The 18,045-nt window shown below is 59.7% G+C and carries 14 protein-coding genes; 3 read left to right on the top strand and 11 right to left on the bottom strand.

Annotated elements, in window-relative coordinates:
- Positions 1 to 227 precede the first annotated feature (227 nt).
- Complete coding sequence (gene xerC, locus ACIF4X_RS01180; protein WP_397480711.1) at positions 228 to 1,118, top strand: tyrosine recombinase XerC; 891 nt, start codon at positions 228 to 230, stop codon at positions 1,116 to 1,118.
- Here the strand turns inward: xerC and ACIF4X_RS01175 are convergent, their stop codons facing one another.
- From ACIF4X_RS01175 to ACIF4X_RS01150, 6 genes are all read right to left on the bottom strand, one after another.
- Complete coding sequence (locus ACIF4X_RS01175; protein ID WP_397480587.1) at positions 1,119 to 2,177, bottom strand: ABC transporter ATP-binding protein; 1,059 nt, start codon at positions 2,175 to 2,177, stop codon at positions 1,119 to 1,121.
- Positions 2,174 to 3,772, bottom strand: a complete 1,599-nt coding sequence (locus ACIF4X_RS01170; RefSeq protein ID WP_397480586.1) for an ABC transporter permease — start codon at positions 3,770 to 3,772, stop codon at positions 2,174 to 2,176. Before ACIF4X_RS01170 ends, ACIF4X_RS01175 begins: the two co-directional genes overlap by 4 nt.
- The gene (locus tag ACIF4X_RS01165; RefSeq protein WP_397480585.1) at positions 3,773 to 4,786 is read right to left on the bottom strand and encodes an iron ABC transporter substrate-binding protein; all 1,014 of its coding nucleotides are present in this window, start codon (positions 4,784 to 4,786) and stop codon (positions 3,773 to 3,775) included.
- A 210-nt stretch (positions 4,787 to 4,996) separates the two neighbouring features.
- Entirely contained in the window at positions 4,997 to 6,514 is a 1,518-nt protein-coding gene (locus ACIF4X_RS01160; RefSeq protein ID WP_397480584.1) for an ArnT family glycosyltransferase, read from the bottom strand.
- Entirely contained in the window at positions 6,511 to 8,226 is a 1,716-nt protein-coding gene (arnT, locus tag ACIF4X_RS01155) for a lipid IV(A) 4-amino-4-deoxy-L-arabinosyltransferase (RefSeq protein WP_397480583.1), read from the bottom strand. Before arnT ends, ACIF4X_RS01160 begins: the two co-directional genes overlap by 4 nt.
- A 64-nt stretch (positions 8,227 to 8,290) precedes the next feature.
- Positions 8,291 to 8,965 (bottom strand): histidine phosphatase family protein, encoded by a 675-nt coding sequence (locus ACIF4X_RS01150; protein WP_397480582.1) that lies wholly within the window; start codon positions 8,963 to 8,965, stop codon positions 8,291 to 8,293.
- A gap of 329 nt (positions 8,966 to 9,294) precedes the next feature.
- Here ACIF4X_RS01150 and ACIF4X_RS01145 point away from each other — a divergent pair, with 329 nt between their 5' ends.
- Positions 9,295 to 10,599, top strand: a complete 1,305-nt coding sequence (locus ACIF4X_RS01145) for a sensor histidine kinase (RefSeq protein ID WP_397480581.1) — start codon at positions 9,295 to 9,297, stop codon at positions 10,597 to 10,599.
- Here the strand turns inward: ACIF4X_RS01145 and ACIF4X_RS01140 are convergent.
- From ACIF4X_RS01140 to ACIF4X_RS01120, 5 genes are all read right to left on the bottom strand, one after another.
- Positions 10,557 to 11,108: a membrane integrity-associated transporter subunit PqiC gene (locus ACIF4X_RS01140; RefSeq protein ID WP_397480580.1), complete on the bottom strand. Its 552-nt coding sequence runs from the start codon at positions 11,106 to 11,108 to the stop codon at positions 10,557 to 10,559. The two genes, ACIF4X_RS01145 and ACIF4X_RS01140, sit on opposite strands and share 43 nt — an antisense overlap.
- A gap of 17 nt (positions 11,109 to 11,125) precedes the next feature.
- Positions 11,126 to 12,781, bottom strand: coding sequence for an intermembrane transport protein PqiB (locus ACIF4X_RS01135; protein WP_397480579.1), 1,656 nt, complete (start codon positions 12,779 to 12,781; stop codon positions 11,126 to 11,128).
- 237 nt (positions 12,782 to 13,018) lie between these two features.
- On the bottom strand, positions 13,019 to 14,320 hold the full coding sequence (locus ACIF4X_RS01130; protein ID WP_397480578.1) for an NAD(P)/FAD-dependent oxidoreductase: 1,302 nt from the start codon (positions 14,318 to 14,320) through the stop codon (positions 13,019 to 13,021).
- Entirely contained in the window at positions 14,317 to 15,405 is a 1,089-nt protein-coding gene (locus ACIF4X_RS01125; RefSeq protein ID WP_397480577.1) for a polyamine ABC transporter substrate-binding protein, read from the bottom strand. The genes ACIF4X_RS01130 and ACIF4X_RS01125 overlap by 4 nt, the downstream gene beginning before the upstream one ends.
- Before the next feature lie 157 nt (positions 15,406 to 15,562).
- Positions 15,563 to 16,921 carry a glutamine synthetase family protein gene (locus tag ACIF4X_RS01120; RefSeq protein ID WP_397480576.1) on the bottom strand — a complete coding sequence of 453 codons (1,359 nt, stop codon included), beginning with the start codon at positions 16,919 to 16,921 and terminating at the stop codon, positions 15,563 to 15,565.
- A gap of 162 nt (positions 16,922 to 17,083) precedes the next feature.
- On the opposite strand from ACIF4X_RS01120, the gene ACIF4X_RS01115 reads away from it, so the two are divergent.
- The gene (locus tag ACIF4X_RS01115; protein ID WP_397480575.1) at positions 17,084 to 17,983 is read left to right on the top strand and encodes a helix-turn-helix domain-containing protein; all 900 of its coding nucleotides are present in this window, start codon (positions 17,084 to 17,086) and stop codon (positions 17,981 to 17,983) included.
- Positions 17,984 to 18,045: the final 62 nt, after the last annotated feature.

The raw sequence follows: 18,045 nt of genomic DNA, 5'->3' as shown, positions 1-18,045 counted from the left end.
AGGAACATGAAAAACCGGTCGGCGAATCGTTTATCTAGAACTCATACAGCCGCTGTTCAGACTTCTACCGTTTATCGTCGTTTTTAGTAGAAAAGTCCTACGGAAGTGTCCCCTTTATAGGGGAAATGTTGCAGTTGTTAGTTGCTGTGTTGAATTGTTTTTACTCAAGGCCTTTACGTTTGACTGACTTGTCCGTTGTACCGCTGCAAACCCGCCAAACCAATCCGATGACCCTGTATCTGGCGCGCCTGGCCCCCTCCAGCCAGTTGACCATGCGCTACGTTTTGCAGGACGCGGCCGACCGTCTCGGTTTTGAAGACATGAATGTCGAAGAAATTCCCTGGCACGCATTGCAACCTGAAGATGTGGTCGCTCTGGTTGCCGCATTGCGCGAAGACAACTATGCGCCGAACACTTCTTCGCTTTATGTAAATGCCGTGCGCGGCGTGATGAATGAAGCGTGGCGGATGAGTTTGATCTCTCAGGATCATCTGTTGAAGATGCGCTCGGTCAAAGCCATTGCCGGTACGCGGTTGTCGCAGGGGCGCAACTTGAAGCGCACGTTGATCCATGAATTGATGGAAGTGTGCGCCGCCGATCCACGCCCGCAAGGCCTGCGCGACGCGGCAGTGATTGCGCTGTTGTACGGCACCGGCATGCGTAAGTCGGAGTCGGTGGATCTGGACTTGAATCAGGTCGACTTCACTGAACGCAGCCTGACCGTCACCGGCAAGGGCAACAAGCAACTGATCAAGTACGCGCCGGCCTGGGCCTTCGCCAAACTCGATGCGTGGCTGGAGCTGCGGCGTTCAGAACTCAAGGAAGGCGAGAGCGACGATGCCTTTCTGTTCAACCGTATCCGTCGCGGCAGCCACATTACCCGCGAGCGCATCACCAAACACGCGATCTACTACATCGCCCGCCAGCGCGGCACGCAGGTCGGGGTGAAGATCATGCCCCACGATTTCCGCCGTTCGTTCATCACCCGGGTGATCGAGGAGCATGACCTGTCGATCGCACAGAAGCTGGCGCATCACAGCAACATCCAGACCACCGCCAACTACGATGTCCGTGATGACAACGAGCGGCGGCGGGCGGTGGACCGCTTCGATCTGTGATCAGGAAAGCGCGAAGATGTGAGCAGCACCGAGTACCGATAACTGTACGTCGCTGCCGGGCGGTGGCGCGTGCATGCCGGAACTGCGGACCAACAACGAGCGGCCGGGTTGCTGATTGACGGGCGAGCGCAGTTCAACCGTGAGGGTGCAGGTGTTGCCGGCGAAATCCCGTTCGGTGACCACGGCGTGACAGCCTTGGTTACCGATCACCGTACCGGACAACTGCAACTGCTCGGGCCTGAGCATAATCTGCGCGTTGCCGCTAAAACCGTTGCTGTTCACCGGCACCGGACCGAGATCGCAGTGGGCCAGACCGGAGTCGATCCGCGCCGGCATCACCACGGCTTCGCCGAGAAAGTGTGCGGTCTGCTCGTCGTGCGGGTATCGGTAAAGATCCATCGGATGCCCGGACTGCACCAGCCGTCCGCCGCGCATCACCGCCAACTGATCGGCAAATGACAGCGCTTCGCCTTGATCGTGGGTTACCAGAATCGTCGTGACGCCCGCGTCCTCCAGCAGTCGCGCAACCATTTTGCGCATGGCACTGCGCAGGCCGGTGTCGAGGGCGGAGAACGGCTCATCGAGCAGCATCAGTCGTGGTTGCTGGGCGAGTGCCCGGGCAAGGGAAACCCGTTGCTGCTGGCCGCCGGACAGTTCATGCGGCCAACGGTTGGCCATGTTGGCGTCGAGCGAGACGCTGTCCATCAATGCCTTGATCCGTTCCTCTCTGGCGGTGCCGGTCAGCGCCAGGCCGAAACCGATATTGGCGGCGACGGTCATGTGCGGAAACAACGCGCCGTCCTGCGGTACGTAGCCGATCTGCCGTTGATAAGCGGGCACGGCATGAGTGCTGTCGACCAGCACCTGACCGTTGAGGGTCAGGCTGCCGGCATCGGGGAATTCGAAACCGGCAATCATCCGCAGCAATGTGGTTTTGCCCGAGCCGGACGGGCCAACAATCACCGTGCGACTGCCGGTCGGTACCGACAGGCAGATGTCATCCAGCGCTTTCTGCGCGCCAAAGGACTTGTTCAGGGAAATCAGTTCGAGTGCGTTCATCGGCCAGCGGTGCGCCTGGATTGGTGGTAGAGGAGGGCGGTCAGCGGCAGCGATAACAACACCATCAACAGCGCATAAGGCGCGGCGGCGGCGTAATCGATTTCGCTGGTCATGGCCCAGAAACCGGTGGCCAGGGTGCGGGTGCCGTTAGGCGCGAGCAGCAAAGTCGCGGTCAATTCATTGGTAATCGCCAGAAACACCAGTGCGGCACCGGCAGCAGCGCCCGGTGCCGCGAGACGCAAAGTAATCAGCCACAAGGCGCGCAACGGCGAACGGCCGAGGCTTTGCGCGATGTTCTCCAGCTCGACCGGTGCCTGGGCGAAACCGGCACGCAGGCTGACCAATGCGCGGGGCAGAAACATCAGCAGATAGGCGAGCAGCACGGTGATGGTGGTCTGGTAGATAGGCCGGGCGAAGTGGATGGTCACGGTGACCAATGCCAGCGCCACGACAATCCCCGGCAGCGAACTGGTGATGTAGTTGCAGCCTTCAAGCAAGCGCTGCAACTTGCCCGGCGCACGAATCGACAGCCAGGCAATCGGAATCGCCGCCAGACTGGTCAACAGTGCGCCGGCCACCCCGAACGACAGGGTTTGCAGCAGCGCCGGCAACAGTTCGCCGCCGCCCCAGACCTCGGCGCCACCGGCAATCAGCCAGCGCCCCAACGTCAGCAACGGTACGCCGAGCGCGAGCACACAGGTCAGCACTTGCAGGCTCAAGCCAAGGAACACGCTGGCGTGATTCAAGCGCACCGTGCGTTGTTCGCGAGCGCTACCGGAACCGACGCGGGCGTAGCGAGCCTTGCCTCGGGCGGCGGATTCGACGGTGAGCATCGCCAGACAGCACAAGGCCAGAACGCCCGCCAGCATGTTCGCCGCCGGGCCGTTGAAGGTTGATTTGAACTGATCGAAAATCGCCGTGGTAAAGGTATCAAAACGGATCATCGCGTAGAGGCCGTATTCGGCCAGCAGGTGCAAGCCGACCAGCAACGCACCGCCACAAATGGCCAGACGCAACTGTGGCAACACCACCCGGAAAAACACCGCCCAAGGTTTCAGGCCGAGGGATTCGGCAACGTCTTCAATCGCCGGGTCGAGGCGACGCAACGTCGCCGCAACCGGCAGGTAAAGAAACGGGAAATAAGCGATCACCGACACCAGCACGCCGGCCGGCAGTCCGTGAATCGAAGGAATCAGACTGACCCACGCATAGCTGTGAACGAACGCCGGCACCGCCAGCGGCGCCACGGCCAGCAATGACCACAGGCGTCGACCGGGCAGGTTGGTGCGCTCAGTCAGCCAGGCCAGTGCGGTGCCAAGCAAGATGCACAGCGGTAACGTGATCAACACCAGCAGCACGGTGTTGATCAGCAGTTCCGCCACCCGTGGGCGAAACACCAACGCTTCGATGGTCGCCCAACCGGTGGCCCACGACACACCGAGCACAAATGCGATCGGTAGCAACGACAACAGTGAAACGCCGACGGCCAGCGCGACCACCCAAGAACCACCGCGCCCGGTCAGGGCGCGGGGTTTTAGCCTCAGGCTGGCGGAGGAGGCCGCAGCGACCTGCGCAGGAAGGGTTTCGGGGAGCACTTACAGGATTCCCGCCTGAGTCATCAGCTCGACGGCTTTCTTGCTGTCGAGTTTTGACGCATCGACTTTGGGTGCGTCGAGATCTTTCAGCGGCGTCAGTTTCGCGTTGGACGGTGCGTCTTTGCCAACCGCGTACTCAAACGAAGTGCCGCTGTGGAGAATCTCCTGGCCTTCTTTGCCGGTGATGTATTTGACGAACTTCTGCGCGTCTTCCTGGTGTTTGCTGGAGGCCAGCACACCGGCGCCGGATGTACTGACAAACGCGCCCGGGTCCTGGTGTTTGAAGTAGTAAAGCTTGGTGTTCTTGCTGTTTTCGCCGGTCTTGGACTGATCGACGAAGCTGTAATAGTGGTAGATCACGCCGCTGTCGATTTGCCCGGCATTCACCGCTTTGAGCACTGCGCTGTTGCCGCGATACACCGTGGCGTTGGTTTTCATGCCTTTGAGCCAGTCGAGGGTGGCGGCTTCGCCTTTCTGCTCCAGCACGGCGGCGACGATGGCCTGGAAGTCGGCACCGGCCGGTGAAGCGGCCCAACGACCTTTCCACTCCGGTCTGGCCAGATCCAGCAGGGATTTCGGCAGGTCTTTCTCAGCCAGTTTTACCGGGTTGTAGACGAACACCGTTGAGCGCGCGGCGATGCCGATCCACTGGCCATGAGCCGGGCGGTACGCCGCATCGACTTGTTCCAGCGTGGCTGGCGCGATCGGGGCGAACAGCTTGGCGTTGTCGACCAGCACCATCGCCGGGGAGTTTTCAGTGAGGAACACGTCTGCCGGCGAGGCCGCGCCTTCCTGCACGATCTGGTTGCCCATTTCGGTGTCATCGCCATTGCGGATCGTCACCGGAATGCCCGTTTCTTCGGTGAATCCGGCCACCCAGGCTTTGGTCAGGCTTTCGTGTTGGGCGTTGTAAACCAGCAAGCCAACACCGTCAGCCGCGAAGGCGTGGCCGGCACTGAGCAGGACGGTGGCCAACAATGCGCGTTTCAGAAAGGACGGAAACTGTGGATTCATGACGACAACGCTCCTGATTTTTTAGACGTTATAGGCAGGCATTCGCGGGCAGCCTTCAATGCGAATGATTTGCAGATATTCAGCCGCAGGCAATGTAGAGAGGCAAATGAGAAAAAAACGTCAAACAAACCGTTAATACATGTCATTGCCATTCAGATTAGCAGCGACTCGGTGACGCGCGGTGGCCGTGCGTCATTCCGCGTCAAGTGTTCAGGAGGGATTGGGCAGGTAGGCGACGCTCTGGTCGGCGCGGCCATGGAACACTTGTTCGCCGCGGGTTGGCGTGGTGGTGATGATCCGGTGGTCTGCGCTCAGATAATCCAGCGGCAGCGAATCGCCATTTCGGTATTGCGCGACGATGATGGTGCGTTGCGCATCCCAATGCTGACCACTAGTGCGCTCCAGCCAGGCGAACAACGCAGCGCTGGTGCCGGCACGGGGGAAGTCTGCGGTTTCTGCCACGTAGTAGAAGGGCGCGCCGCCGGTTTGCAGGTACATCGGCACTTTGTTGTCGACCTCGATCATGACCATGCGCCACTGATTCAGTGGTGCCTGTTGGCTGGCCTGCTCGCGCACGGTTTCGCCGAAACGGATCACGCCGCCAGCGCTGTTGGTCCACGGATACAGCACACCGAGCACACCGGCCATCACGGCCGTAGCGATTGCAAAAGCGATTGTCCAACCGCGTCCGTCGAGCTTGCGCGTGGCCATGCGCCGGGTGATCCACCACGCACCGAGCAGTTGCGCGAATGGCACCAGTGGCAACACGTAATAGCTGCGCCGACTGCCACTGGCAGTGAAAAACAGCAGCAACAGACCTAGCCCCTGAATCAGCCAGCGGGTGTCTGGTTCGATGTTTCGCCAGTTTCGCAGCGCCACCCACAACGCAATGAGCCAGCACGGCGCCCAGGGCAGGGTGTAGACCGGCAGGTACAACAAATACGTGTAAATCGGGCCGATGTTGTCGAACGGCTGGAAAAACCGCACGACGTTTTCCCGCAACACCAGTTCCAGACCGCTTTGCCGATAGTCGGGGGATCCGTAAATATGCGAGAGCAGGAACGGCAACCCATAGAACGCGCCGGCGATCAGCAGCGCGGCGCACAGGCGCAGGTTGAGATGGCGTTTCCAGCGCCCGCCCGGCAACAGATGCGGCAGCAGGACCAGCCCCGGCAGAATGAAACCAATCAAGCCTTTGAACAATGACGTCAACGACAGCAGGCCGAAAAACACCACGTAGCGCCAGAGCCGGGTGTCATCCGGCCCGCGCCAGTACCACCAGACCGCCGCCAGGACCCCGCAGACCGTGAGAATGTCGGCCGTGGCGACCCGCGCCCAGAAGACAAAATAGAACGTCGTCGCCAGCATCCATCCGGCAATCAGCCCGGTGCCCTTGCGAAACAATTGCTCGCCCAGCAGGTACACCAGCCAGACGCTGAGCCACGCTGAAATCACCGAGGACAAACGCAGTGACCACGGCCCCAACCCGCCAGTCAGCCAGGACGAAGCCGTGATCAGCCAATACGACAGCAGTGGTTTGTCGTAGTACGGATCGCCCTTGAGATAGGGGTCGAAGTAGTTACCGCTCTGCAGCATCTGCAAGGCGATATTGGCCCAACGGGTTTCCGCGCCCCACAGTTCGCGACTGCCCAGCCCGAGCAGCAGCATCAGGGCAGTCGCGGACAGCAGAATGAACAAGGCCCTGCGTTCTTGGGCAGTGGCGGTCATGGCTGGCGCTTGGCGAAAATGTAGATCTGCAGGTTGCCGCGCTGGTAATGCTTGCCATCTGCCGGCAACAATTCGATTTCCTGGGCTTCCTGGGTGCTGTTGACGCGCATCACTACCGCCACCGAGCCTTGTTTGCGCGCTTCGGTCATCCACTGACCGACATCGTCCAGACCGACCTTGCGGGCAGCCATGGCCGGATCGTCGAGGCCGTATTTCAGTTCACCGACGGTATTGAACAGATCCACTTGCGGCCGCTTCAGACGCCACGCCAAGGCCGACGCGGCGCCCAGATCGTTACTCAATAGCGAGGATGCTTCGCTCAAGGCCTGTTGATGCTCGGCAATAAACTGGTCGGGCATCTTGCTGTCGACGACCGTTGCCGGCATGGCGGCGGGCAGCAAGGCAATCAACAGGCCAATGCCCAGCGCCGGCATGGCCCACATCGTCAGCGGCCGCATGATTTGCAGGGCGTTGGCGATGATCCAGCCGATCAGCACGATAAACACCAGCGACAGGCTGAACATCTCGGTGTGTTCGTAGATTTCTTTAGTGACCTGCAGATAGATCAGCGCAATCAGGGCAACGCTGGCCAGAACCGTATTGATCACGCCGTTGAGGCGCAAAGCCTTGGTGTGGCGCTGCTCCAGCCATTTCACCACGGTGTGGCCCATGAGCAAGGCCGCCGGCAACAGGCACGGCATGATGTAGGTCGGCAGTTTGCCGCTGCTCAGACTGAAGAAGGCCAGCGGCAACACAAACCACAGCGCCAGAAACGCAGTTTTTGCCTCGCGCTTTTCGCGCCATGTGCGGATCAACGTCGACGGCAACAGCACGGCCCACGGCAATGTCGCAGCAAACAGCAACGGCAGGTAGAACCACCATGGCCGCGCATGCTGGGCATCATCGCCCGCAGCGAAACGGCGAATGTGTTCATGCCAGAAGAAGAACCGCCAGAAGTCCGGTTCGCGAACGTGTACCGCCAAGGCCCACGGCACACTGACCAGCGCAGCAACCAGCACCGCCACCAGACCGTAGCGCAGCAGTTCGCCGAAGCGGCGCTGCCAGATCATGTAGGGCAGGGCGATCAGCACCGGCAGCAGCAGGGCGAGAAAGCCTTTGGTCATCAGGCCCATGCCACAAGCGGCGCCGAGCAATGCCCAACTGCCGAGGCGGGCCTTTGTGGTGCTGCTGTCGATGGCAAACCACACCGCCACCAGACTGAGGTTGACCCACAAGGTGAACTGCGGATCGAGGTTGGCGTAGCCTGCCTGACCGGCGATCAGGCCAAAACTCATGTACAGCAGGGCACACGCCGCGCTGATGCGCGGGTTGTTCCAGAGCCGGCGCGCCAACAGGTACGCAAGCCAGACGCTGACCCCGGTACTGAGCGCCGAAGCGATGCGCACACCGAACAGGTTGTCGCCGAAAATCGCCTGACCGATGGCGATCATCCAGTAGCCGGCAATCGGTTTCTCGAAGTAGCGAATGCCCATGAAGTGCGGGGCGACCCAATTGCCGCTCAGGAGCATTTCCTGGCTGATCTGGCCGTAACGGGTTTCATCGGGGATCCACAAACCGTGGGTCATCAGCGGCAACAGGTAAAACAGCACAAACGCCAGAATCAGCCCGGGGATCGCCCAGCGTTCGACCTGCGACGGGGATTGCAGCAAATGACGGGCAGCGTGGCGCAACGGTGGGTTATCGGACGTCATGACTGAGCCTTGGGGCGAATAAAAAAGTATCTGGCTTAAAACACTGGAAGCCGTGGCGGTTTTTTCATTGGTTATGTGTGACGTCTAATGTCTGCCAGAACGGCGTATTGATAATGCCCAGCACTGTAAGTTGTTTCTGGTTATCAATTCGTACAAGTAAGGTACTTCCATACTCCGCGGCAATCGCGTGAGGAAAACCGGTCTGTTTTTCAAAATCACTGATGCAACCGCTGTGGGTGACCAGCACAAGATTCTGCTGCGCCACTTTGCGCGCGATGATTTCATCGCGAAGTGTTGGTCCGCAGGTGGCCAGCCAGTCTTCGGCGAGGGCCTCGTGGCCGAACATGTAATGCGCGGTTTGCGCCGTGCGGGTCAGCGGGCTGCTCAACACCTCGGCCTGCTGCATGCCCAGTCTGACGAAGCCTTGGCCGACCTCTTGCGCCGCGCTGCTGCCCACTTCGGTAATGCCATCCGCCGGGCCCAGGCAGGTATTGCTCGACCGGTCGCAGCGTTCGGTGTGCCGCACCAGCGCAACGACTTCACCGGCCCGCCAGGCTTTTATCCATTCAGCGGTGGTGCTGCGCCCGGCATGATCGAGGTCGGTCGGCGAGCGTGGCCACCACACAAACCCGCTGACCAGAATGGCCACAACCACGACACACACCAGTGCAATCCATAGCCGAAAGCGCGGCGTACGCCAGTAGCGGAATAAACTTTTCAATTGAAATAATTGCGCCACTATGTTGCCTCTTTAAACGCCGGAGAGTTCATTCAGTGCAACGCAAGGCTTGGGCAGCGAGCAACTTTACGACTGTTTACTTGAATGCAGGCTGAACACTACGTTCACACGCGTTGGGGCGCAGTGAAGAACATGTGAAAAAAATGCCAGAAGTTGATCGGGGTAACTAAAGCGGCTATTTGATAAATAAACTCAAGTACTGTTTTTATTCATCGAGGGCCTTACCCGGCGTTCACCGTTGCGGTGAAGCTCTGTCCTGTCGAGTAACGGTCAGGCCTGGTCTATCGTTGCCTTGACGCCGGACAACCACACAGGAGCCACCCGAGCGCATGGATCTCAAGCAAAGCCTGACGAAACGGATCGTGATTGTATTCGCCCTGATGAGCGCCTTCGTCGCGGGTGTATTTGCATTGGGGATCGTCGCCACCGTGCATGTGGTCGAGCGCAAGTTGACCAGCACCACCCTCAGCGGCGGTCTGCGTCGATTGCTGGCAATGGACGACATCAGTCTGTGGAGCCACACACCGGAAAAAAGCGAACTGTTTTTCTTCGAGGGTGGCAAGGGGCCGCTGGCATTGACCGAGCAACTGGCGGCGCTGCCGATGGGGTTTCAGGAAATCAGATTCCATAACGATGACTTCTACGCGATGGTCGAAGCCGTCGGCGGTCGCAGATACGTGCTGTTGCGCGACCAGGAAAGCCTCGAACAGCGTGAGCATCTGCTGTTTATTGTGGTGATTGTCGGATTTATCCTGAGCATTGTTCTGGCGCTGGTGCTTGGGCGATTGCTCGCAAGAAGGGTCATGGCGCCGGTGATTCGTCTGGCCCGACAAGTGCGCCATCGCGATCAGCTCATCGAGGTAGCGCCGCCGTTGCACCCTGATTATGCCGCCGATGAAGTCGGCGAACTGGCGCTGTCATTCGATCAGACGTTAGGCCGCCTGCGGGCCACCTTGAGTCGGGAAAAACTCTTCACCAGCGACGTCAGCCATGAATTGCGCACGCCGCTGATGGTACTCGCGACCTCCTGTGAGCTGCTGCTTGCCAACCCGTCACTCGATGCCCGTTCAACGGCACAAGTCAGCCGGATTGCCCGGGCCAGTCACGAAATGCGCCAATTGGTCGAAACCTTTTTGATGCTTGCACGCAAGCCTGAAGAAGTCAGTGTGCAGTCGACTTGCACCTTGAAGGACATTGCCGATGCGCAGACTGAAGTCTGGGGACGTTTGATTCGCGAAAAAGGTCTGGAGTTTATCTACGATCCTCAATTCGCCGGCGCAGCGCGTTTCAACCTGACCTTCCTGCAATCAGTGATGGGTAATCTGTTGCGCAACGCCTGGCATTACACCGACCACGGTTACGTACGCCTGACCCTCAACGAAAACAGTTTTGTGGTCGAAGACAGCGGCATCGGCATCCCCGAAGAGCGACGCCATGCGATGTTCCAGCCCTTCGTGCGCGGTGATGAACAGCGCGGCGAAGGGCTCGGCCTGGGACTTTCGCTGGTGCAGCGGATCTGCACTCAGCAACGCTGGCGCGTGCAACTCACCACCCGCGAACCGAATGGCTGTCGCTTCACGGTGACGTTGTGTCAGGAAGAGGGCGGACAGCCGCGCGGGTTACCTGCCGCCTGACTGATCAACGCAGCCAGGCGTTTGACGTTGTTCTGCTGGGCGCTGACCAGTTCGTCGATGCTCGGCCCCGAGGGTGTTTGCAAGGTTGAGCGACAGGTCACCAGTTCACTGTCGGTATCACCCAATGGCCGCAGCCGCCATTTGGCATCGATCAAGGCGTACTGGCCGGGAATCGAATCGAAGCGCTGCACCTCGATGCGCACCGAGACATTGCCACGCGCGCTGGTGTTGTTCAGTTGATCGATCAGCGCACTGCGCAATTCATCGGCAAGGCTCGCGCCCCACCATTCGGTTTCCAGAATCGCCAGACCGCTATTGCCCTGGCGAATGACGATTTGCGGGCGATCAACTTGCGGCGGCACGGTGATGCCTTCAATCGGGATTTGCGCCCCAGTGCGGCTGCTGCCCGGTTGCACCGGAGTCAGCGTATGAAAGCTGATCGGGTCGCTGCGGCAGGCGCTCAGCAACATAACGGCAGCGAGCACAGTAATCTTCAGCGGTGATGCCATGGGTTCAGCTCCTGTGCTCAATTGCGTGGCGGTCCTTTCAGGTCCAGCGGTGCCGCGTTGTCGGGACGGCCACGAATCAGCGATTCCGGATGACGGCCCAAGTAGTCCGACAGTTCACGCAGGGAGCGCGACATACGTCCGAGTTCGTCGAGGGTCTCGGTGAGTTTCTCGCGTTGCGGCGAATCTTCGGCGAGCGTTGAACTGGCAGACTGCAAGGTCTTGCTGACATCGGCGAGGGTGGTCTGCACGCCCGGCAAGGTCTTCGCGTTGAATTGGCTCAGGCCTTTGCGCAGTTCGACCAGATTGCTGTCGAGGTTGCTGGCGATACGCTCGACTGGCAGTGCGTTGATCTTGTTGACCATCGCTTCGAGTTTTTCCTGCAACTGTTCGAGGCTACCCGGAATCGTCGGGATGCTGACCGGGCGGGCGGTTGGGTCAAACGCGACTTTTGGCGCTTTCGGGTAGAAATCCAGCGCGATATACAACTGGCCGGTGAGCAGGTTGCCGTTACGGGCCTGGGCGCGCAGGCCGTTTTCGATGAAAGTGCCGAGCAGCCGCGCACCAGTGGCTTCGTCGTTTTCGTCGCCATTGAAGGCCTTGAGCATTTTCTGATGCGCCCGACCGAGGCGCTGCGGGTAAATAACGATGCCGACGTTGACCGGGAACGTGCGTTTGACTTCGTCGAAGTCGAGATTGACCGCCACCACCCGACCTATTTCGACGCCGAGAAATTCCACCGGAGCATCGACCTTCAGCCCACGCAAGGCCTGATCGAAACGCAGGCTCAGGTACTGCGCCTTGCCGTTGGGCGGGGCGAGGGCGGCGGTCTGATCGGCGAAGAGCTCGAAGTCTTTGTTTTCCGCGGCGACACTATCGTTGGGGCTGTAATCCGGTGCCCGGAAGGCGATGCCGCCAACCAGCAGGGTCGACAGTGATTCGGTTTTCACCGCAAAACCGTTGGCGCCGACGCTGACATCCACGCCACTGGCGTTCCAGAAACGGGTGTTTTCGGTGACGTAGGCGTCATTCGGTGAATGAATGAACACTTCGATGTTGACGCCTTTGCCATCGGGATTCAGTGCATAGGACACCACTTGGCCGACGGGGATCTTGCGGTAGTAAACCGGTGAGCCGATGTCCAGCGAGCCCAGGTCCGAGGTGTGCAAGGAGAAGGTTTTGCCCGGTTCGCCATAGGTGATGGGTGGCGGGTTCTCCAGGCCTTTGAAGTTTTTCGAGCGATTATTGGCCTCGCCGATGTCGGCACCGATGTAGTCGCCGGACAGCAGGGTATCGATGCCCGAGACGCCGCCGGCACCGATTCGTGGCCGCACTACCCAGAATTGCGAATCTTCACGGGTGAAGCTTTCAGCCTGCTTGGCCAGTTTGATCGTCGCGTTCACGCTTTTGTGATCGTCGGCCAGTTCGACATCCGAGACATGCCCGATCACCACGTTGCGGTATTTGACTTCGGTTTTATTGGCCGTGAGACCGTCACCGGTCTTGAAGGTCACGGTGATGGTCGGGCCTTCCTGCAGGATGTTGTGCACCACCAGCGAAATACCCACCAGCACAGCGACGATCGGCACGATCCAGACGAGCGAGATGCCGAAACGGCGGGTTTTCACGGGGGCTTGGCCTGGTGCTCGCGGCTCGTCGGTGGCTGACGACTTCATCCATGTCCTCCTCGATTGATTGGGCACTGAGCGTCAGGAACGCAAAAGCACCTCATCAATATAGAAGTGCTTGGCGATAGAGCAAATGTGAATAGCGCCCCCTGCGCCTGATCGTTCCCACGCTCTGCGTGGGAATGCAGCCCGTGACGCTCCGCGTCACTGGACGCAGAGCGTCCCTTGAGGCATTCCCACGCAGAGCATGGGAACGATCAGATCGCGACAGCGCGGTTTGCGCTGTCAGCCGAGCATTTCCCGCAGGCGATACCAGAACATCCCCAGTGCCAGCAGCGGCGAACGCAGCGCCGGGCCGCCGGGGAAGGTCATGTGCGGCACGCCGCTGAACACGTCCATGCCTTGGCTGTGCCCGGCATGAATGGCTTCGCCAAGCAGTTTCGCGCACCAGTGGGTGACGTTCAGGCCATGGCCGGAATAGCCCTGCGCATAGAACACGTTCGGGTGCTGTTTGAGCCGACCGACCTGAGGGAAGCGGTTGGCGGTGATGCCGATCTTGCCGCCCCACTGGTAGTCGATGCGCACGTCGGCCAATTGCGGGAAGACCTTGAGCATCTTCGGTCGCATGTACGCGGCGATGTCCGCCGGATCGCGCCCGGAATAGTGGCAGGCACCGCCGAACAGCAAGCGCCGGTCTGCCGAAAGCCGGTAGTAATCGAGGCCGACTTTCTGGTCGCACACTGCGAGGTTCTGCGGAATCAGTTGCGCGGTGCGTTCCTCGGACAATGGCTCAGTGGCGATGATATAGCTGCCGGCGGGCAGGACTTTGCCACTGAGTTGTTGTTCGAGTTCGTCCAGGTGCGCATTGCAGCCGAGCACCAGACTGCCGGCGCGCACCGTACCGTGTGCGCAACGCACCTGCACGGTCGGGCCGTGGATGATCTCCAGCACTTCACTCTGCTCGAAAATCCGTACGCCCAGCGATGCGGCAAGCCGCGCTTCGCCTTGCACCAGATCCAGCGGGTGCAGGTGACCGGAACCCATGTCGAGCAGGCCGCCGGCATAGAGGTCGGAATTCACCACTTGTTGGCGGATCTGCTCCGCGCCGATCAGACGGGTTTCGTGGGCGTAACCGAGTTCGGCGAGGTCGACCAATTCATCCTTGAAGGCAGCGAACTGCGCCGGGGTGTTGGCCAGGTCGCAGAAGCCCCAGCGCAGATCACACTCGATGCCGTTGTCGCCGATGCGCTGACGCACCAGTTCCACCGAGTCGATGCCGGCGCGCTGCAAATAGCGCACGCCTTCCTGACCGACATATTTGGCGAAGCCTTCAACTTCATGACCGATCCCGCGAATCAACTGGCCGCCATTGCGCCCACTGGCGCCCCAGCCAATACGGCGGGCTTCGATCAACACCACCGACAACCCACGCTGAGCCAGCTCGATGGCGGTGTTGACCCCGGTGAACCCGCCGCCGATCACGCAGACATCGGCCGTCAGGTCACCGTCCAATACCGGATAAGGTGTGGTCGCCCGCGCCGAAGCAGCGTAGTAGGAGCGAGCGTGTTCTTCGGTGTACTGATTCATTTGTTCGACTTCACTTTGCTCCAGGAACGGGTCATCAGACGCATGATCGCCTGGGGCGGGGTGGTAGAAATGTAGAGTTTGTCGAGCACGGCTTGAGGTGGGTAAACCTCTGAGTTGTTGACCAGTTCCGGATCCATGAATTGCTTGGCGGCCGGGTTCGGGTTGGCGTAACCCACCGAAGCGCTGACCTTGGCGATCACTTGCGGATCGAGCAGGTAATTAATGAAAGCATGGGCTTCTTTGGTGTTGCTCGCATCGGCCGGGATCGCCAACAGATCGAACCAGAGGTTGGCGCCTTCCTTTGGAATGGCGTAGGCGATGTTCACGCCGTTCTTGGCTTCTTTGGCCCGGTTGGCCGCCTGGAACACGTCGCCGGAATAACCGAAGGCCACGCAGATATCGCCATTGGCCAGGTCCGATACGTACTTCGAGGAGTGGAAATAGGTGATGTACGGGCGGATGCTCAGCAGTTTCGCTTCAGCCTTTTTATAGTCTTCGGGGTTTTCGCTGCGCGGGTCCATGCCCATGTAATTGAGCACGGCAGGGAAGACTTCGTCGGCGGAGTCCATCATCGACACGCCGCACTGGGTGAGTTTCTTCAGGTTCTCGGGTTCAAACAGCACGGCCCAGGAATCGATGTGATCGATGCCCAGCACTTGCTTGACCTTGTCGACGTTGTAGCCGATGCCGTTGGTGCCCCACAGGTACGGCACCGAGTGCTCGTTACCCGGGTCGTTCTTTTCCAGCAGTTCGAGCAGCTTCGGGTCGAGGTTCTTGAAGTTCGGCAGTTGCGCGCGGTCGAGTTTGAGGAACGCGCCGGCCTTCACCTGACGGGCAAGAAAGTGGTTGGACGGCACCACCACGTCGTAACCGGTGCGACCGGCGAGGAGTTTGCCTTCGAGGGTTTCGTTGGAGTCGAAAACGTCGTAGATCACCTTGATCCCGGTTTTGCTCTGGAAGTCGGCGAGGGTGGTTTCGCCGATGTAGTCGGTCCAGTTGTAGACGCTAACCTGGGGTTGGGCTTGGGCTCCGGCGCTGCACAGCACGCTCAGGGCGACCGGGAGTACGGATTTCAACAGACGCATTTCGACACCTCTTCTTAGAATGATCGTTCCCACGCTCTGCGTGGGAATGCCTCAACGGACGCTCCGCGTTCGGCTTTGGATGGAACGCGGAGCGTCCCGGGCTGCATTCCCACGCAGAGCGTGGGAACGATCGACATAGGGGATCTTTTAGGTTGGGTTACACGCTCAGCATCAGGAACTCACGCTCCCACGAGCTGATCACGCGTTTGAAGTTTTCATGCTCGGCACGCTTCACCGCGACGTAGCCACGCACGAACTTGTCGCCAAGGTATTGCGCAACGGTCTCGCACTCTTCCATCTGCGTCAGCGCTTCTTCGATGGTGATCGGCAGACGCAGGTTGCGGCGTTCGTAGGCGCGGCCCTGGACCGCAGCGCTCGGCGCTATGCCGTCAACCATGCCGATGTAACCGCAGAGCAGGCTCGCAGCAATCGCCAGATAAGGGTTGGCATCGGCGCCCGGCAGGCGGTTCTCCACGCGCATCGCTTCCGGGCTGGAAGTCGGCACGCGCAGGCCGACGGTGCGGTTTTCTTCGCCCCATTCGACGTTGACCGGTGCCGAGGTGTCCGGCAGGAAGCGGCGGAACGAGTTGACGTTCGGCGCGAACATCGGCAGCACTTTCGGGATGTATTTCTGCAAACCGCCGATGTAATGCAGGAACAGTTCGCTCATCTGCCCGTCGGCGTTGGCGAAGATCGGCTTGCCGGTGGCGATGTCCACCACGCTCTGGTGGATGTGCATGGCGCTGCCCGGTTCATCGCCGATCGGCTTGGCCATGAACGTCGCCGCAACGTTGTGTTTGAGCGCCGCCTCTCGCATGGTGCGTTTGAACACGGTGATCTGGTCGGCCAGATCCAGCGCGTCGCCGTGACGGAAGTTGATTTCCATCTGCGCCGGACCGTCTTCGTGGATCAAGGTGTCGAGATCCAGACCTTGCAGTTCGCACCAGTCGTAGACGTCTTCGAACAGCGGATCGAATTCGTTGGCGGCATCGATGGAGAACGACTGCCGACCGCTTTCCGCGCGGCCCGAACGCCCCAGCGGTGCTTTGAGCGGCAAGTCCGGGTCTTCGCAGCGCTGGGTCAGGTAGAACTCCATTTCCGGCGCAACGATCGGCTTCCAGCCCTTGTCGGTGTAGAGCTGCAAGACTTTCTTGAGGACGTTGCGCGGCGACAGTTCGATCGGGTTGCCGAACTTGTCGAAGGTGTCGTGGATGACGATGGCGGTCGGTTCGATCGCCCATGGAATCACGTAGACCGCGTCAGCCACTGGCTTGCAGACCATGTCGATGTCGGCAGGATCGAGCAGGTCGTAGTAGATGTCGTCGTCGACAAAATCCCCGGTTACCGTTTGCAGCAGCACACTTTCCGGCAGGCGCATGCCTCGCTCATGCAGGAACTTGTTGGTCGGTGCGATCTTGCCGCGGGCAATGCCGGTCAGGTCGCTGACCACACATTCGACTTCGGTAATCTTGTGATCTTTCAGCCACGTGAACAGCTGATCGAAAGGGGCATTCATAAAGACCTCGTTATTGGTTTTATAGACGCCGGGGAGGGCGGGTTTCATCTTCCGCCCCTTCCCCTGTGGCGCGTTGACGACTATCTTGGGCGAGCCTTGCAGTTCCATCTATCCACTTTAAGCAGCACCAAAGCGCACCAAAAGAGTGCGCAAGGTCACCCCATGACAACGTGCAATCCGCTACACGTCCAAGCGTTCAACACCGCCGATGTTGCCGAACAAGTCCGGGTCACACCGGGCTGGGTTCAGCATTACCAGCAGATGTCGCCAGGCCATTTCGCCGGGCAGATCCGCTATCTGGATCTGCAAGGTGTCGAGGTCTATGAAGAGCAGATGAACACCCGCGTCGAGCAGAATTTCAGCGCGCCATCGGGTGCTCTGGCGTTCTGTTTTGATCGCAGTGACAACGCGCTGTACCTGCTCAATGAAGACAGCCGCAACATCTGGATCACCCCGGAGAACTACCAGGAAATCGCCGTGGTGTTCGGTCCGGAGTTTGTCCGTCAGCACGGTCTGAATGTGGCGAAACTCGAAGGGTTGTTCATGACCCAACTCAACTGCGGGCAGAACGCCTTGTTCAGTAAATGGTTAAGCTCGACTCTCACGAAGTTGTCGCAAGCTGTTGATCTGCTTGATAAAGATGCGCTGACAAAGCAGCTGCTCGAAGACTGTCTGTTCATCCTCGACAACGCTCACACAAGTCTCGACCGTGGCGGCTTACAGCGTCGTACCGAAGAGCGGATGATCATGAAACGCGTAGGGGAGTGGGCGGCGGATTCTCCGGAAGACACCCTCAATCTGCTCGAACTGTCGCACGTGGCAGGGGTGCCACTGCGCCAGTTGCAGCAGGCGTTCAAGGCCTACACCGGGATGACCCCGAGTCACTGGCTGCGCCTGCGCCGGTTGAACAGCGCACACCGCGAATTGCTCAAGCGTCGGCCGACGGAAACTACGGTGGCCGAGGTCGCGATGCACTGGTCGTTCTGGCATTTGGGAAGGTTTTCCAGCAGCTATCGGGCGCTGTTCAAAGAGCTGCCGAGTGAGACGCTGAAGCGCTCATAAACGCGGCTGCGGATAAAAAGGCTTTGTGTCGGCGCTCAAGTTAAATAGAATCACTCTCATTT

It is taken from the genome of Pseudomonas sp. NPDC085632 (assembly GCF_044541255.1).
Taxonomy (GTDB): Bacteria; Pseudomonadota; Gammaproteobacteria; order Pseudomonadales; family Pseudomonadaceae; genus Aquipseudomonas.
The sequence above is the reverse complement of the archived record's forward strand: the minus strand, read 5'-3'. Positions and strand labels throughout refer to the sequence as shown.

Coding starts and splice junctions, on each gene's coding strand:
- ACIF4X_RS01125 (WP_397480577.1), bottom strand. CDS start 15,405: ATGCGTCTGTTGAAATCCGTACTCCCGGTCGCCCTGAGCGTGCTGTGC.
- ACIF4X_RS01120 (WP_397480576.1), bottom strand. CDS start 16,921: ATGAATGCCCCTTTCGATCAGCTGTTCACGTGGCTGAAAGATCACAAG.
- arnT (WP_397480583.1), bottom strand. CDS start 8,226: ATGACGTCCGATAACCCACCGTTGCGCCACGCTGCCCGTCATTTGCTG.
- ACIF4X_RS01135 (WP_397480579.1), bottom strand. CDS start 12,781: ATGAAGTCGTCAGCCACCGACGAGCCGCGAGCACCAGGCCAAGCCCCC.
- ACIF4X_RS01160 (WP_397480584.1), bottom strand. CDS start 6,514: ATGACCGCCACTGCCCAAGAACGCAGGGCCTTGTTCATTCTGCTGTCC.
- ACIF4X_RS01115 (WP_397480575.1), top strand. CDS start 17,084: ATGACAACGTGCAATCCGCTACACGTCCAAGCGTTCAACACCGCCGAT.
- ACIF4X_RS01130 (WP_397480578.1), bottom strand. CDS start 14,320: ATGAATCAGTACACCGAAGAACACGCTCGCTCCTACTACGCTGCTTCG.
- xerC (WP_397480711.1), top strand. CDS start 228: ATGACCCTGTATCTGGCGCGCCTGGCCCCCTCCAGCCAGTTGACCATG.
- ACIF4X_RS01140 (WP_397480580.1), bottom strand. CDS start 11,108: ATGGCATCACCGCTGAAGATTACTGTGCTCGCTGCCGTTATGTTGCTG.
- ACIF4X_RS01165 (WP_397480585.1), bottom strand. CDS start 4,786: ATGAATCCACAGTTTCCGTCCTTTCTGAAACGCGCATTGTTGGCCACC.
- ACIF4X_RS01145 (WP_397480581.1), top strand. CDS start 9,295: ATGGATCTCAAGCAAAGCCTGACGAAACGGATCGTGATTGTATTCGCC.
- ACIF4X_RS01175 (WP_397480587.1), bottom strand. CDS start 2,177: ATGAACGCACTCGAACTGATTTCCCTGAACAAGTCCTTTGGCGCGCAG.